Raw genomic sequence first — 15481 nt, 5'->3', positions numbered from 1 at the left:
AAAGAATAAACAGGAAGCAGTATGAGTATTGGTTTATTGCGTATTTTGGTACAGCAAAAACTTGTTCCGCAAGAGAATATTGAAAAATATCAAGCAGCCGTAAAAGCAGAAAAACCCGTTATGCCCTTGCTTTTTGGCGACAAAATCATCACGCCAGAGGCGTTGGCAGAATTGTGCGCCCGCTTGTTTAATTACCCTGTTTTGGATTTGAATTACTATCCGCGCAGCCGCGTAATTAAAGACGTGATGACATCGGAACAAATGAAAGAATTTCGTTGCATCCCATTGTTGAAGCGCGGACGTTCTTTGTATGTGGGCGTTTCCGACCCCACGCAAATCCAAAATGTGCAAAAACTGGCGTTTGCATCAGGCTTGCAAGTTGAGCTGGTGGTGGTGCGCGATGACCAATTAACCAATGTGTTGGACTGGTTTGGTCAAAGCAACAACGAATTGTTAAAAGAAATGGACGTTGCTGCCACGCAACTGGAAAACGGTCAAGCTCCCGCCATGATTGTGGATGGCGTGGAAGAAGAAGATGGGCCTGTTGCGCGGTTTATTCAAAAAATTCTGGCCGATGCGGTTCAATCAGGCGCATCCGATATTCACTTTGAATTTTACGAATTTATGGCGCGTGTTCGCTTTCGTGCCGACGGGCAGTTGCGCGAGGTGGTGCAACCACCGCTTTCTGTGCGCAACCAGCTGGCATCGCGTATCAAAGTGATGGCAAAAATGGATATTTCCGAAAAGCGTGTTCCACAAGACGGTCGTATCCAATTGCAATTTTCCAAAAACGCCAAAGCCATTGACTTTCGTGTGAACACCATGCCCTGCTTGTTTGGTGAAAAAGTGGTGATGCGTATTTTGAACTCAGACGCGGCTAGCTTGAATATTGACCAATTGGGCTTTGAAGACTTCCAAAAAGAACTGATTATGGAAGCCATCAATCGCCCATACGGCATGGTGTTGGTAACAGGACCAACAGGTTCGGGTAAGACGGTATCGCTTTATACTTGCTTAAATATTCTCAATACCGAAGATATCAATATTTCCACCGCAGAAGACCCCGCCGAGATTAACTTACCAGGGATTAACCAAGTAAACGTAAATGATAAGCAAGGCTTAACGTTTGAAGCGGCACTAAAAGCATTCCTGCGGCAAGACCCGGATGTTATCATGATTGGTGAGATTCGTGATTTGGGTACGGCGGATATTGCGATTAAAGCGGCACAAACGGGGCACATGGTGTTCTCAACCTTGCATACCAATAATGCACCCGCAACACTATCTCGTATGCTCAATATGGGAGTTGCGCCTTTTAATATTGCCAGTGCGGTAAACTTGATTATGGCGCAACGCTTGGCGCGTCGTTTGTGCGTGGCGTGTAAACAACCGATGGAGCGTCCGCCCAAAGAAGCATTATTGGATGTGGGGTTTACGGAAGAAGATTTGGCAAAAGAATGGACTATGTATCGCCCTGTTGGTTGCGATGCTTGCAAAGGCAAGGGTTATAAAGGGCGTGCTGGTTTATATGAAGTGATGCCGATGACCGAAAAAATGAAAGAAGTCATTATGAAGGGCGGTACGGAAGTAGATATTGCCAACATTGCCTACGAAGAAGGATTGGTGGATTTGCGTCGTTCTGGATTGTTGAAAGTTATGCAAGGCATTACTTCGTTAGAGGAAGTAATCGCAACAACAAATGAATAATTGTCTAAATTGAAGGAATTATTATGGCATCTCTAGCAAAACCTGCTAAAAAAGCAGCTCCTAAGAAATTAGTAGCAAAAAAGCCTGCTGCAAATGTTAAGAAAGTAGAAAAAGGCAATCGCTATCAGTTTGAAGGAAAAAGTCTACAAAGTGATTCGATTGTGCGCGGTGAGGTGGTGGCGAAAACAGAAGATGAAGCACGTCAGAAATTAGCCCGCCGCCAAATCAAAATCATCCAACTGACAAAAATGAAAAAACAACGCCAGAAGAAGATTACTTCTGCGGATATTGCAGTGTTTACACGTCAGTTATCTACTATGATGAAAGCGGGTTTGCCGCTGATGCAAGCATTTGATATTGTGGCGAAAGGTCATTCTAATGCAGCAATGACCAATTTGCTGCTGGATGTAAAAAATAGCGTTGAGCAAGGTAATTCCTTGGCGAGTTCTTTTTCACAACATCCTAAATATTTTGATAAATTTTATTGCAACTTGGTTGCTGCTGGCGAAGCGGGTGGTGTATTGGAAGGTTTGCTAGATAAATTAGCAACCTATATGGAAAAAACGCAAGCCATTAAGAAAAAAGTAAAAAGTGCGCTCACTTATCCGATTGCTGTGATTGTGGTGGCGATTGTTTTAATCTTGGTCATGATGATGTTTGTATTGCCATCCTTTAAGAAAATTTATGAGGGACTTGGTGCAGAATTACCAGGTTTGACGCAATGGATGATGAATTTGTCTGATTTTTTTGTAACTCAAGGATGGATAATTATTCCAATATTGATTGGTGCGATAGTTGGCTTAGTTCAATTTCATAAACGTTCTCCTGCATTCCAAAAACGAGTAGATGGATGGTTATTAAAAATGCCGATTTTTGGTGAAATTGTACGCAAAGCAACAGTTGCACGTTGGGCGCGTACAACAGCAACTCTGTTTACTGCGGGTGTGCCGTTGGTTGAAGTGTTGGATTCTGTTGCGGGCGCATCAGGCAATATTATCTACGAAGAAGCTACTTATGAAATCCGCGGTAAAGTAAATCAAGGTATTTCGCTCACATCTGGTATGCAAGCATCGGGCGTTTTTCCTAACATGGTGGTGCAGATGGCATCCATTGGTGAAGAATCAGGTGCGCTGGACGATATGTTAAATAAAGTGGCTGAATTCTATGAAGATGAGGTGGATGCGGCAGTAGCGACACTTTCATCCTTAATGGAACCCATCATCATGGTTGTTTTAGGCGGTATCGTAGGTGTAATTTTGATTGCGATGTATCTGCCATTATTCAGCATTGGTGATGCAATCGGTTAAGGAATAAACATTGGATATTATTATTGTCTTTGCTGTTATCTTTGGTCTAGCAGTTGGCAGTTTTCTCAATGTGGTCATTTATCGCTTGCCCGTGTGGCTGAATAATACGTGGACACGGGCAGCGAGAGAACATTTGGAACTGGAAGCTATTGAGCAGCCGACTTTCAACTTAATTACGCCGCCATCGCGTTGCGGAAATTGCGGGGCTGGCGTTAAGCCTTGGCAAAATATTCCTGTGATTAGTTGGTTGATTTTGCGTGGTAAATGCTATTCTTGTCATACACCGATTAGTATCCGCTATCCCTTGGTGGAATTGTTAACGGGCGTGTTGTTTGGGCTGATGGCATGGCAATATGGTTATTCGCTGGAAACCATCGGCGCGTGTGTGTTTACGGCATATGTGATTGCGATGACGTTTATTGATGCGGATACGCAATTATTGCCTGACGAGCTGACCTTGCCATTGATATGGTTCGGGTTGCTGTTTAACTTGAAAACAGGTTTTGTGCCATTGGAACAAGCAGTTATCGGTGCAATGGTGGGTTATATGAGCCTGTGGACATTGTATTGGGCATTTAAGCTGCTCACAGGCAAAGAGGGCATGGGCTATGGCGACTTCAAATTGCTGGCGGCAATCGGAGCGTGGCTGGGTGTTGCTGTTATACCGATTACCTTACTTGTTGCTTCGTTTGTGGGCATTGCGGCGTTTTTGGTAAAACGCATTGCGCGAAATACGCCGATGGCATTTGGTCCATGCTTAGCGATTGCAGGTTGGTTTGTGTTTTTATTTCACGGCTCGGTGGGCGAATTTATCCGCTGGTGGCTGATGAAATCAGGCTTTTAAGATGACTGTTTGGATTGGACTAACAGGTGGAATCGGTAGTGGCAAAAGTCAAGTCGCTGCCGATTTTTCTGCTTTGGGCGTGCCGCGAATTGATGCAGATGCGATTTCGCGGCAGCTTACGCAAACGACGGGCAGCATGGCATTGCAGCAGATTCGCCACCAGTTTGGTGATGATGTGCTCACGGTTTCAGGCTGCCTCAATCGTGCGTATATGCGTGAGCGTGTGTTTGTGGACGGGCAGGCAAAGGCGCAGTTAGAGGCGATTTTGCATCCGCTGATTTTTGCGGAAATTGAGCGGCAGCAACAGGATTTTCAGGCTGCCTATGGTGTGGTGGAAATTCCGACTTTGGTGGAACATCCTATTTTTCAATCGCTTGTGGAACGGATTTTAGTGGTTACTTGCCCTGAAAACATTCGTGTGCAGCGTGTGATGACGCGCAATGGTTTGACAGAAGCCACTGTTCGCGCCATTATGGCTACCCAAGCGAGCGATGAGGCGCGTTTGCGTGTTGCGGATGATGTGATTGCCAATACAGGCAGTCTGCAAGATTTGCAGCAGGCGGTCGAGATGCAGCATCGCGCGTATTTAGCGTTGTTTCAGGCTGCCTGAAACGATGTTTTGCCAGTGAAAAATAAGGAAAATCATATAGATGTTGAATTTTGACCACCCATTGACCGAGCGCGTTCGCAGCTTGATTCGTATTGAGCATTTGTTCAACCGCTTCAACCATGCCACCTCTGGCGATGATAAATGGTCGCACCATATTGCGTTAAGCACGCTGTTTGAGATTATGGAAAGCTCGTCGCGTGCGGAATTGAAGTTGGATATTTTGCAGGAATTGGAACGCCAGCGGCAAAGTGAGAAATATCAAAATGATGTGCCGATGTTGGAGCGTTTAAACCAAACGGCGCAGAATTTGCAGGAAGTGCAGCAAAAATTTGGGCAGCATATTCGCGAAAATGAATGGCTGATGGCGGTGAAACAGCGCATGTTGGTGGCGGGGGGGACCACGCCTGTTGAGCTGCCGAGTTATTATTTTTGGCAAAAGGTGGATGCGAGAAAACGCAGGCAGGATTTGCAGCGTTGGAGCCAATTTATGATGCCGACGTATCATGCCGTGCATTTGCTGCTGGAAATTTTGCGCAGCAATCAAATTGTTGTGCAATGCCATGCTGAGGCGGGGCATTATGAACACAGCAAAATGGAGCAAAACATTCATTTGCTGACAATTGAAATTCCGCAAAGTTTGGGGGCGTTGCCCGAGGTGTCGGCGAATAAGTATTTCACGCATATTCGTTTTGTGCGGGCGAGCCAAGAAGGGATGCGGGGCGAGGTTATCCCGCATGATATTGATTTTAAAATGATTGTGTGCAGTTTTGATGGCGATTCTGCCATACGGCAGGCAGCCTGAAAACGGCGCTGTGAACCGAGAACACCATGACACGACTTGAATACATCGCATCTGAATTGATTGCGCGTAAACAAAAAATCACTTGTGCCGAATCGTGCACAGGCGGGCTGCTGGCGGCGGAATTGACCAGCATTGCAGGCAGCTCGGCGTTTTTTGAGCGCGCGTATATCACATATTCCAACCAAGCCAAGGAGCAGCTGGTGAATGTGAACAGCGATACGCTGCGGCATTATGGTGCGGTGAGCGAGGAGGTGGTGCGCGAGATGGCGTTGGGCGCGTTGATTGCGGCGAAAAGCGATTATGCGTTGAGCATTTCGGGCATTGCGGGCCCCGATGGCGGCACGGCGGATAAGCCTGTGGGCACGGTGTGGTTTGGCTTTGCTACCAAGCAGCGCATTTGGGCGAAGCAGTATCATTTTAAGGGCGACCGCAAAATGGTGCGCGAACAGGCGGTGCAGTATGCGCTAGCGATTTTGGAACATTATTTAAAAACAACGAAATAGTTTTTCAGGCTGCCTAATGTGTAAAGGCAGCCTGAAAACATTTTTTTAAGGAATAAGCCATGTCTCAATTTTTTGCTATTCATCCCGAAAACCCGCAAGAACGGTTGATTAAACAGGCGGTGGAGATTGTGCGCAAGGGTGGGGTGATTGTGTATCCCACCGATTCGTGTTACGCGATTGGCTGCGCTCTGGGCGATAAGACGGCGATGGAGCGGATTTTGGCGATTCGCAAGATTGATTTGAAGCATCATTTAACGCTGATGTGCGCGGATTTGAGCGATTTGGGCACTTATGCTAAGGTGGATAACAGCCAGTTTCGCCAGCTGAAAGCGGCAACCCCTGGCAGCTACACCTTTATTTTGCAGGCAACTAAGGAAGTGCCGAATCGCACTTTGCATCCAAAGCGCAAAACGATTGGGCTGCGTGTGCCTGATAATGCGATTGCGCTGGCGTTGTTGAAAGAATTGGGCGAGCCGATGTTGAGCAGCACGCTGATGCTGCCTGAGGATGATGAGCCGCTGACCGACCCATATGAAATCCGCGACCGCTTGGAACATGCGGTGGATTTGGTGATTGATGGTGGCTGGTGTGGCACGGAGCCGACCACAGTGATTGATATGACGGATGGGGTGGAATTGGTGCGGCAGGGCAAGGGAGATGCGGGGGTATTTGGGTTGTGATGGGCGAAACTGAACGATAGGAGGCAGCCTGAAAATGGGTTTAACCGTTTTCAGGCTGCCTTTTATAGACGGACTACTGCGCAGGTGCAAATTTTATTTGCACGCCATTTTTGCCACGCAAAATCAGCGTTTGCCCATTGATTTCATAGCGCGACACGCGCTTCATGGCGGCGGTAAACGCGTCTTCTAGCTGATTGTTTTCGCACAGCATGATGGTGGAAGTCATCTCGCCCAGTTTCAGGCTGCCTGATGTGGCTTGGGCATGGAAGTTCATGTGGTTGCAGCCCATGTAGGCATAGGAGTTGGGCAGTTTTGTCCAATCCATTTTGGCGTTGGCGGGGATGTCACCTTTAAAGCCGCTTAATTCGGTTAAGTGCCACACTTGGTGGATGGATGCGGGCGCAGCCGATTGCACGGCGGGCGCGGCTTGGGCTGGCGTGGCGGGCTTGGACTGTGCGGTGCTGTTGCACGCGGCGAGCAGCAAGGTTGCGCTGAATAATGTCATGGTTTTGGTTAGCATGATGTTTCTCCTTATTGATTGATGCTTTCAGGCAGCCTGAAAGCGGTGGGTTGAAATTTTTTACATCACTTTTTTCAACTGTTCTATTAAGCCAGTTAGCGTAGCGAAGGTGAGTTGATACATACTGCTTAGTGATTTGGCTTGCGCTTCATTTATGTTAGTAACCAACAGAATAAAATTGTCAGTAGGGATATTCAAGCGTTTTCTTAAATTCAAATATTTATCTAAATTTTGACGGTATTCCCCTGTTTTGCATTCAATCACAATGAGTTGTTTATTTTTTGGTAAAAATAACACGTCCAATTCGTGCAAATCTTCGTTGGTAAAGCGAATTTTCGCGCTACGGGCGCAAGAGAAGTTGTAATTTTTACCATATTGTTTAGCTAGGGTAAGTATTTCGTTGAGTGCAAACCATTCTAACCATGTACCGTTAAAAAATTGACGAATGGGTGTTGCGGCTTGCAGTTTTAGGTGTATCAACTTGTCTTGTTTTTGGTAGGTATAACGAGAAAATAATGTATGGCTATAAAATTCACGACAGATGTTGTTGATTTGTTGCGCTTCTTTTTGACTGTATTTTTTTAAGTCTAAGTTTAAGCCACTATGGTTATTACGGTAGTTCCACGCAATTTTGTTGAGAATATCTTGGAATATGGCGAAGTTTTTGCCAATCTTTGCAGCAGCTTCGTCAAAATAACCACTCATATCTATGGCAGCGCAATCAAATTCGGGAGTAATTTGTTTATTTTTAAACCAATCGGTTAGTGGCTGGTGCTGCTCAATATTAGCAAGAATATTGGTGTCGGATAGTTTTACATTGTCCAAAGGGTTGCTTTGATTATGTTCCTGCGCTTGTTGCTGTTCGGCTGGTTCTTTATCTTGATTTTTCAAGGCATTGAGTTCACGCACAGCACTTGCCCAACGATCAATAATGTGTTGGATAAATGGCGCAGTCTCGTACACCGTTACATCTTGCCCGCAATTGGCACATTTTGTTGGCGGCATACTGCGATGAATAATGTGTTCACTAATGAATTTGCAATGGTTACAACGATATACACCCATTTGGCATTTCCTTATTTAGTTGGGAAATTAGTGTGATTGAAGTTCGGACATCATAAAGTTAAACCTGTTTTCAGGCTGCCTCAAAGATTTACAGCCGCTCAAACGCTTCTTTAAACACTTGCGCCCGATGGGCATAGCCTTGGAACATATCGTAGCTGGCGCAGGCGGGGGACAGCAGCACGATGTCGCCTGCCTGCGCGGTGGCGTGGGCGGCGGCAACGGCTTGTGGCAGCGTGTCGCAGAACTGGTGCGGCACGTTACGCGCGGCGAGTTCGGCGGCGATTTTGGGCGCGTCCACGCCAATTAGGAACACGGCGCGGGCTTTGTCTTGCAACACGGAGGCAAGCGGGGCGAAGTCTTGTCCTTTGCCTTGCCCGCCTGCAATAAGCACGATTTTTTGCGGCAGCCCTGCGATGGCGGCAACGGTTGCGCCTACGTTGGTGCCTTTGCTGTCGTCAATGTATACCACGCCGTCTTTTGCGCCGATTTTTTCTACGCGGTGGGGCAAGCCCTTGAAGGTTTGGATGTGTTGAACCAGCTCGCTGCGCGGGATGCCGATGGCTTCGCATAGGGCGAGGGCGGCAAGCGCGTTGGCGGTGTTGTGGTTGCCTTGCAGCGGGATTTGGCTTTGCGCCATGAAATCGCTATCCCGTTGTTTCAGGCTGCCTGAAACGGGGTCCAGCCAATAATCGGCGGCTTGCGCGAGCGAGAAATAACGGGTTTGCTGCTCGGGGCGGTGCATGGCGCGGCAGAAGGGGTCGTCGGCGTTGAGGATTTGCGTACGGCAGCCGTTGAAGATTTGGTCTTTGGTGCGGGCGTAGTCCAGCAGGTCGTCGTAGCGGTTGAGGTGGTCTTCTGAGATGTTGAGGCAGGCGGCGGCTGCGGCGGCAAGGCAGGGCGTGGTTTCCAGTTGGAAGCTGGATAGTTCCAGCACCCACACATCGGCGCTTTTGCCTTGCCGTTGCAGCCATGCGTCGAGCACGGGCGTGCCGATGTTGCCCGCGACAACGGTATCCAAGCCGCTTTGTTGGCAAAGATGCCCGACTAGGCTGGTGGTGGTGGTTTTGCCGTTGCTGCCGGTGATGGCGATGATTTGGTCGCGTTGGTGGCGCAGCAGGTCTGCAAGGATGGCAACATCGCCTGTTACCACGCCGCCGCGTTGTTCAAATTCTCGGATTTCAGGCTGCCTACGGCTCACACCGGGGCTTAATATCAGCATGGTTTTATCTGCCAACGCGGTTTTCAGGCTGCCTGAAAGGGCAGGGTAGTGGGGGAACTGCGCGGCGAGTTCGGCTTGGCGTTCGGCGCTGAGCTGTTCATCGTAGGCGGCGACTTGGCTTGCGCCGATGTGGTCAAGATAGCGCAGGATGGAGATGCCTGTGCTGCCCAGTCCTGCCACGAGGATTTTTTGATTGTTCATTTAGTGCCTCTTGTGCGTTCGTATGAAATCACGCCTGTTTCGCCTGTGGGCATTTCTTCCATGCCCAGTTCTTCTTTGATGCTGCGCGGTTTTTCGCGCTTGGCGGGCGCGGGCGATTCGTTTTCTTGGGGCGCGAGTTCTTGTTCATCGGGGACAATGCGCGGCTCGTTGGCTTCGTTTTCAGGCTGCATCGGCGGCGGCTGGGTGTTGGCGGAGGCTTTGGTTGCGGCGTTATCTTCGGGGCTGGGCACTTGGGTGAGCCATTTGCCCGCGCTGCTTTGCGAATAAGCAATGTCGCTTTGCGCTTCGTCGCTCACGCCGACCACTTGGGCGAGGATTTTGCGCGTTTTGGCAGCCTGAACGGCTTCGCTGCGCCATGTTACGCCGTCGGCGGGCACGCCTAGAACGACTGTGCCGCCCACTTCCAGCGGGGTGTCTAGCGTGATGGGGATGCTTTTGTTTTCGGCTACGGCTTGTTTACTGTCGTTGATGTAGAGCGCGAGGCTGATGTAAACGGTGGAAACGGTGAAGTTGCCTTTGTTTGTGAGCGATACGCGGATGTTGGGTTCGCCTGCGGTGTAGGAGAAATCGCCTGCTTTGATAACCACGTCTTCGCCTGTGCTCACGGAGCTGGCTTCATCGCTGGCGGGTACGGGCAGCAGCGGGGCGGAGGCTTCTAGGTTGATTTCGGGCAGGGCAACGGGGGAGGCGGTGTTTTGGATGCCTGCCGCGCCCTCGCTAACGGCTTGGATAAAGCGGTAGCCGCCGTAGCCCATTGCGCCGAACAGCACAACGGCGATAACGGCGACGACTTTGGTGTAAACGGATTTTTCTGCCATGTTGGACTCGCTTTCAGGCTGCGTGGGAAAAGGGGATTTTAACAAACGCAAAGGCAGCCTGAAACCCGATTTCTGGGTTTCAGGCTGCCTATTTGTTTGCGGGATGCTGCCGGTTATACCACCCCTTGCGCCAACATGGCATCGGCAACTTTGCGGAAGCCCGCGATGTTCGCGCCGTTTACATAGTTCACATAGCCGTCGGCGGCGGCGCCGTTTTCCACGCAGTTTTCGTGGATGTTTGCCATGATGTCAAACAGGCGTTTATCCACTTCTTCCGCGCTCCACGATAGGCGAATGGCGTTTTGGCTCATTTCTAAGCCCGATGTCGCCACGCCGCCCGCGTTGGAGGCTTTACCGGGAGCGTAAAGGATTTTGGCTTGGGTAAACGCTTCCACCGCGCCCAAAGTGGAGGGCATGTTCGCGCCTTCGGCAACGCATTGCACGCCGTTTGCCAATAGGGTTTTGGCGGCGGCTTCGTCCAACTCGTTTTGGGTGGCGCAAGGCAGCGCGATGTCGCAAGGCACGCCCCACGGTTTTTGGTCGGCGAAGTATGCCAAGCCTTGTTCTTTGGCATACACCGACAGGCGTTCGCGGCGTTCGTTTTTCAGTTCCAGCAGCGCGGCAACGTGCGCTTCGGTCATGCCGCTGTCGGGGAATTTCACAAAGCCGTTGGAATCGGACACGGTGAGCACTTTTGCGCCCAGTTGGATGGCTTTTTCGCAGGCGTATTGGGCAACGTTGCCGCTGCCTGAAACCACCACGCGCTTGCCGGCAAATTGCTCGCCGCGTGTGTGCAGCATGGATTGGGCGAAATACACGCAGCCGTAGCCCGTGGCTTCGGGGCGAATCAGGCTGCCGCCGTATGCCAAGCCTTTGCCTGTTAACACGGAAGCAAATTCGTTGCGCACGCGTTTGTATTGCCCGAACAGGAAGCCGATTTCGCGCCCACCCACACCAATATCGCCTGCGGGCACGTCCAAATCTGCGCCGATGTGGCGGGAAAGCTCGGTCATAAAGGCTTGGCAAAAGCGCATCACTTCGGCATCGGATTTGCCTTTGGGGTCAAAATCGGAGCCGCCTTTGCCGCCGCCCATGGGCAGGGTGGTGAGCGCGTTTTTGAACACTTGCTCAAAGGCGAGAAATTTCAACACGCCCAAATCCACGGTGGGGTGAAAGCGCAAGCCGCCTTTGTAGGGCCCGATGGCGGAGTTCATTTGCACGCGGTAGCCGCGGTTTACCTGCACGTTGCCCTTGTCGTCCACCCAAGACACGCGGAACATCACCACGCGCTCGGGCTCGACGATGCGTTCCAGCAAGCCTTGCTGCGTGTATTTGGGGTTTTTTTCCAAAAACGGTTTCAGGCTGCCAAACACTTCTTCAACGGCTTGGTGGAACACGGCTTGATTGGGGTCGCGTTGTTTAATTGTTTGAAATAGCGTATTTAAATCGCTCATCGAGGTCTCCTTACTAGCAGGGTTGGAAAAGCCGCCACTATACTAGCGTTTAAAATCGTTTGCAATTTTTAACGATATGCTTACATTTGTTGATGATGTTGCGCGACTGACGGGTGTGGCAAAGGCAGCCTGAAAACGGGCAGGGCAGTTATCCAGCGATGCGCCGCGCTGCCTGCCGCTTATCGTTTTCAGGCTGCCTAACCTTGCCGCCCGCAATGTTAAAATAGCCGCTTTCAACCCAAAGGCAGCCTGAAACCATGTCTGACTTATTCTCCCAAGCCCCCAGCGCACCGCTTGCCGAACGGCTGCGCCCGCGCACACTTGCCGAAGTGCTCGGGCAGGAACACCTGACGGGCGCGGGCAAGCCGCTTGCCGTTGCGCTGGCGAGCGGCGAGCCGCATTCGATGATTTTGTGGGGCAGCGCGGGCATCGGCAAAACCACGCTGGCGCGGATTGTGGCGCAGGGCTTTGACGCGCAGTTTCTGCCGATTTCCGCCGTGTTTTCGGGTGTGAAAGACATCCGCGAAGCCATCACCCAAGCCGAAATGGCGTGGCAGCGCGGTAAACGCACCATTTTGTTTGTCGACGAAGTGCACCGCTTCAACAAAGCCCAGCAGGATGCCTTTTTGCCGCACGTTGAAAGCGGGCTGATTACCTTTATTGGCGCGACCACCGAAAACCCCTCGTTTGAAGTCAATGCCGCGCTGCTCTCACGCGCCCAAGTCTATACGCTCAAACCGCTCAACCCCGAAGCACTCGCCCAGCTGTGCGACAAGGTTTTCAGGCTGCCTGAAAATGCGCAAATCCGCATCACGCCCGAAGCGCAGCAGCTCATTATCCAGCACGCCGACGGCGACGCGCGGCGGCTGTTGAACACGCTGGAACAAATCATCCGCGCCGCGCGCACGCAAAACATCGCCGAAATCGGCAGCGAGCTGGTGGCGCAAACGCTGGGCAGCCAGCTGCGGCGGTTTGATAAAGGCGGCGAAGCGTTTTACAACCAGATTTCCGCGTTGCACAAATCGGTGCGCGGCTCGCATCCCAACGCCGCGCTGTATTGGTTTTGTCGCATGATAGACGGCGGCGCCGACCCGCGCTACCTCGCCCGTCGCATCGTGCGCATGGCATGGGAAGACATCGGGCTTGCCGACCCGCGCGCCATGCAAATCGCCAACGATGCGGCGGCGACTTTTGAGCGGCTGGGCAGCCCCGAGGGCGAACTGGCACTGGCGCAGGCGGTGCTGTATTTGGCGGCGGCAGCAAAGTCCAACGCAGGCTACACCGCGTTTAACCAAATGCGCCAGTTTGTGCGCGAACACGGCAGCGCAGCCGTGCCCGTGCATCTGTGCAACGCGCCCACCAAGCTGATGAAAGAACTGGGCTACGGGCGCGACTACCGCTACGCCCACGACGAGCCGCACGCCTACGCGGCAGGCGAAAGCTATATGCCCGACGGCATGGACGAGCCCGATTTTTACCGGCCGACGGATAGGGGCTTGGAGATTAAGATTGCGGAGAAACTGGCTTGGCTGCGCGGGTTGGATGAAGCGGCGCAGGGCGATGAATAAGTGGTTTCAGGCTGCCTTTGCGGATGGATTTTGCGATTGATAGGCAGCCTGAAAACGGTTGGGGCTTAGGAAGCAAAATCACCAAAAACAGTGATAAGCTTCTGAAATGAAATTAAAAAACAAGTATCAAAAGTTCAGCAAAATTTCTGAACCACAATTTCGTCAAATTCTACGGCTATTTGCCTTGGATTTGACTGCTTCTGATACTGCCAGATTAACTGGCATCAGTGTCAGAAGTATCAACACGCTATTCTTAAAATTACGGCAACGGTTAGCTGCTGAATGTGAGCAGCAAACTCCTTTTGATGGTGTTGTTGAATTGGATGAATCCTACTTTGGTGCGAAGCGTATTCGTGGCAAACGCGGACGCGGTGCTGGTGGTAAAACCATCGTCTTTGGGGTACTTAAACGGGGCGATAAGGTCTATACGGAAATCGTATCCGATGCCCCCAAAGCCACGCTACAAAAGGTTATACGCGGCCATATCTCCATTGAGAGCGTCATCAATACTGACGGATGGCGCGGTTATCATGGTTTGATTGATATGGGATTTGCAAAGCATTTTAGGGTGTATCACGGGCAAAATGAGTTTGCTCGTGGAGCGCAACACATTAACGGTATTGAGTCGTTTTGGAGTTATGCGAAACACCATCTGATACACAACATGGTGTAGCAAAACATACGTTTTACTTGCATCTGAAAGAAACCGAATTCCGCTTCAATCACAGGCATGATGATTTGTACAAAGTACTGCTGAAAATGTTGCGGAATGATCCTTTAAAATGATTTTTGCTTCCTAAGCCCCATAATAATATCTTTCCTATGATTACTTCATTCCTAAAATAGTGAAATTTGTTTGATTTCTATTCATAATTAATTCAACTCCCATAAATTCCGTAATAAGTTCTCCACTGTTAATGAATTTAAAAATAATATCTTTTATTTCGTCTATATCATTATCAGTCGGATATATTTTATTCCCAGATATATCCACAACAATAGATTCTTTACCATCCATCATAACCTCAGCAACAAACTTTTCTGTAAAAAGAATATATTTATTAAGCAAATAAGGATCATCAGAATCAAGGGGACCAGATGGTAATGGAATTAAAATAAGTAAATTATTATCTATTTTATAGCAACTGTTAAGGCGATAACATTCACGATTACCATAGGGATCATCTTCATCATCATCTCTTAGTAGATATTCTATATTTGATATATTTATTGTATATCTAGGATAAGATCCACTTTTTCTAATTTCATCTAATGATTTTATATATCTCTGATCAAAAAGATCAGTAAACTGTTTACTGTCTATGTGGGTTTTAATGCTATTCATAAGTTAATTCCTTTATAAATATAAAACGTTATTGATTCAAATCTAGTTTTAATACATGTCCAACTTCCTTATATCATTTAAAAAAGGGGCTTAGGAAGCAAAAATCATTTTAAAGGATCATTCCGCAACATTTTCAGCAGTACTTTGTACAAATCATCATGCCTGTGATTGAAGCGGAATTCGGTTTCTTTCAGATGCAAGTAAAACGTATGTTTTGCTACACCATGTTGTGTATCAGATGGTGTTTCGCATAACTCCAAAACGACTCAATACCGTTAATGTGTTGCGCTCCACGAGCAAACTCATTTTGCCCGTGATACACCCTAAAATGCTTTGCAAATCCCATATCAATCAAACCATGATAACCGCGCCATCCGTCAGTATTGATGACGCTCTCAATGGAGATATGGCCGCGTATAACCTTTTGTAGCGTGGCTTTGGGGGCATCGGATACGATTTCCGTATAGACCTTATCGCCCCGTTTAAGTACCCCAAAGACGATGGTTTTACCACCAGCACCGCGTCCGCGTTTGCCACGAATACGCTTCGCACCAAAGTAGGATTCATCCAATTCAACAACACCATCAAAAGGAGTTTGCTGCTCACATTCAGCAGCTAACCGTTGCCGTAATTTTAAGAATAGCGTGTTGATACTTCTGACACTGATGCCAGTTAATCTGGCAGTATCAGAAGCAGTCAAATCCAAGGCAAATAGCCGTAGAATTTGACGAAATTGTGGTTCAGAAATTTTGCTGAACTTTTGATACTTGTTTTTTAATTTCATTTCAGAAGCTTATCACTGTTTTTGGTGATTTTG

The 15481-nt window shown here is 49.2% G+C and carries 14 protein-coding genes and 2 pseudogenes; 9 read left to right on the top strand and 7 right to left on the bottom strand.

From position 1 onward, the window contains the following. The first annotated feature begins 21 nt into the window (after positions 1-21). From pilB to H3L93_RS07690, 7 genes are read left to right on the top strand one after another with little or no spacing between them, the layout of a single operon-like run. Positions 22-1707 carry a type IV-A pilus assembly ATPase PilB gene (gene pilB / locus H3L93_RS07720; protein WP_003794495.1) on the top strand — a complete coding sequence of 562 codons (1686 nt, stop codon included), beginning with the start codon at positions 22-24 and terminating at the stop codon, positions 1705-1707. A 23-nt stretch (positions 1708-1730) separates the two neighbouring features. Then, positions 1731-3014: a type II secretion system F family protein gene (locus H3L93_RS07715; RefSeq protein ID WP_003794498.1), complete on the top strand. Its 1284-nt coding sequence runs from the start codon at positions 1731-1733 to the stop codon at positions 3012-3014. Positions 3015-3024: 10 nt separating this feature from the next. Next, positions 3025-3858, top strand: coding sequence for a prepilin peptidase (locus H3L93_RS07710; protein WP_040558143.1), 834 nt, complete (start codon positions 3025-3027; stop codon positions 3856-3858). A gap of 1 nt (position 3859) precedes the next feature. Then, complete coding sequence (coaE, locus tag H3L93_RS07705; protein ID WP_003794503.1) at positions 3860-4468, top strand: dephospho-CoA kinase; 609 nt, start codon at positions 3860-3862, stop codon at positions 4466-4468. A 40-nt stretch (positions 4469-4508) separates the two neighbouring features. Then, on the top strand, positions 4509-5270 hold the full coding sequence (gene zapD / locus H3L93_RS07700) for a cell division protein ZapD (protein ID WP_003794504.1): 762 nt from the start codon (positions 4509-4511) through the stop codon (positions 5268-5270). A gap of 26 nt (positions 5271-5296) precedes the next feature. Further along, complete coding sequence (pncC, locus tag H3L93_RS07695; protein ID WP_003794506.1) at positions 5297-5773, top strand: nicotinamide-nucleotide amidase; 477 nt, start codon at positions 5297-5299, stop codon at positions 5771-5773. A gap of 59 nt (positions 5774-5832) precedes the next feature. Beyond that, a complete protein-coding gene (locus tag H3L93_RS07690) occupies positions 5833-6453 on the top strand; it encodes an L-threonylcarbamoyladenylate synthase (RefSeq protein ID WP_003794508.1) in 621 nt (206 codons plus the stop codon). Between the two features lie 73 nt (positions 6454-6526). Here H3L93_RS07690 and H3L93_RS07685 read toward each other — a convergent pair whose 3' ends face one another. The 5 genes from H3L93_RS07685 to gdhA form a co-directional block, all read right to left on the bottom strand. Further along, complete coding sequence (locus H3L93_RS07685) at positions 6527-6973, bottom strand: META domain-containing protein (RefSeq protein ID WP_003794510.1); 447 nt, start codon at positions 6971-6973, stop codon at positions 6527-6529. A 60-nt stretch (positions 6974-7033) separates the two neighbouring features. Next, entirely contained in the window at positions 7034-8038 is a 1005-nt protein-coding gene (locus tag H3L93_RS07680) for a DUF1887 family protein (protein ID WP_040558145.1), read from the bottom strand. Positions 8039-8126: 88 nt separating this feature from the next. Then, positions 8127-9458, bottom strand: a complete 1332-nt coding sequence (gene murD / locus H3L93_RS07675) for a UDP-N-acetylmuramoyl-L-alanine--D-glutamate ligase (protein ID WP_003794514.1) — start codon at positions 9456-9458, stop codon at positions 8127-8129. Beyond that, the gene (locus H3L93_RS07670; protein ID WP_003794516.1) at positions 9455-10297 is read right to left on the bottom strand and encodes a hypothetical protein; all 843 of its coding nucleotides are present in this window, start codon (positions 10295-10297) and stop codon (positions 9455-9457) included. The genes murD and H3L93_RS07670 overlap by 4 nt, the downstream gene beginning before the upstream one ends. Before the next feature lie 113 nt (positions 10298-10410). After that, positions 10411-11751: an NADP-specific glutamate dehydrogenase gene (gene gdhA / locus H3L93_RS07665; RefSeq protein ID WP_003794518.1), complete on the bottom strand. Its 1341-nt coding sequence runs from the start codon at positions 11749-11751 to the stop codon at positions 10411-10413. A 257-nt stretch (positions 11752-12008) separates the two neighbouring features. On the opposite strand from gdhA, the gene H3L93_RS07660 reads away from it, so the two are divergent. Further along, on the top strand, positions 12009-13319 hold the full coding sequence (locus tag H3L93_RS07660; protein WP_003794522.1) for a replication-associated recombination protein A: 1311 nt from the start codon (positions 12009-12011) through the stop codon (positions 13317-13319). 106 nt (positions 13320-13425) lie between these two features. Further along, positions 13426-14105 (top strand): annotated as a pseudogene (locus H3L93_RS07655) (IS1595 family transposase). Between the two features lie 40 nt (positions 14106-14145). On the opposite strand, the gene H3L93_RS07650 reads toward H3L93_RS07655, so the two are convergent. Both H3L93_RS07650 and H3L93_RS07645 read right to left on the bottom strand, forming a co-directional pair. Next, positions 14146-14664 (bottom strand): hypothetical protein, encoded by a 519-nt coding sequence (locus tag H3L93_RS07650; protein ID WP_003794527.1) that lies wholly within the window; start codon positions 14662-14664, stop codon positions 14146-14148. A 104-nt stretch (positions 14665-14768) separates the two neighbouring features. Beyond that, a pseudogene (locus H3L93_RS07645) lies at positions 14769-15448 on the bottom strand (IS1595 family transposase). Between the last annotated feature and the right edge of the window lie 33 nt (positions 15449-15481).

Origin of the sequence: Kingella oralis, assembly GCF_014054985.1 — a bacterium.
Lineage (GTDB): Bacteria > Pseudomonadota > Gammaproteobacteria > Burkholderiales > Neisseriaceae > Kingella_B > Kingella_B oralis.
Note: the sequence above shows the minus strand (reverse complement) of the source record. Positions and strands in the feature narration are given on the sequence as shown.

Coding starts and splice junctions, on each gene's coding strand:
- pilB (WP_003794495.1), top strand. CDS start 22: ATGAGTATTGGTTTATTGCGTATTTTGGTACAGCAAAAACTTGTTCCG.
- H3L93_RS07715 (WP_003794498.1), top strand. CDS start 1,731: ATGGCATCTCTAGCAAAACCTGCTAAAAAAGCAGCTCCTAAGAAATTA.
- coaE (WP_003794503.1), top strand. CDS start 3,860: ATGACTGTTTGGATTGGACTAACAGGTGGAATCGGTAGTGGCAAAAGT.
- zapD (WP_003794504.1), top strand. CDS start 4,509: ATGTTGAATTTTGACCACCCATTGACCGAGCGCGTTCGCAGCTTGATT.
- pncC (WP_003794506.1), top strand. CDS start 5,297: ATGACACGACTTGAATACATCGCATCTGAATTGATTGCGCGTAAACAA.
- H3L93_RS07690 (WP_003794508.1), top strand. CDS start 5,833: ATGTCTCAATTTTTTGCTATTCATCCCGAAAACCCGCAAGAACGGTTG.
- H3L93_RS07685 (WP_003794510.1), bottom strand. CDS start 6,973: ATGCTAACCAAAACCATGACATTATTCAGCGCAACCTTGCTGCTCGCC.
- H3L93_RS07680 (WP_040558145.1), bottom strand. CDS start 8,038: ATGGGTGTATATCGTTGTAACCATTGCAAATTCATTAGTGAACACATT.
- murD (WP_003794514.1), bottom strand. CDS start 9,458: ATGAACAATCAAAAAATCCTCGTGGCAGGACTGGGCAGCACAGGCATC.
- H3L93_RS07670 (WP_003794516.1), bottom strand. CDS start 10,297: ATGGCAGAAAAATCCGTTTACACCAAAGTCGTCGCCGTTATCGCCGTT.
- gdhA (WP_003794518.1), bottom strand. CDS start 11,751: ATGAGCGATTTAAATACGCTATTTCAAACAATTAAACAACGCGACCCC.
- H3L93_RS07660 (WP_003794522.1), top strand. CDS start 12,009: ATGTCTGACTTATTCTCCCAAGCCCCCAGCGCACCGCTTGCCGAACGG.
- H3L93_RS07650 (WP_003794527.1), bottom strand. CDS start 14,664: ATGAATAGCATTAAAACCCACATAGACAGTAAACAGTTTACTGATCTT.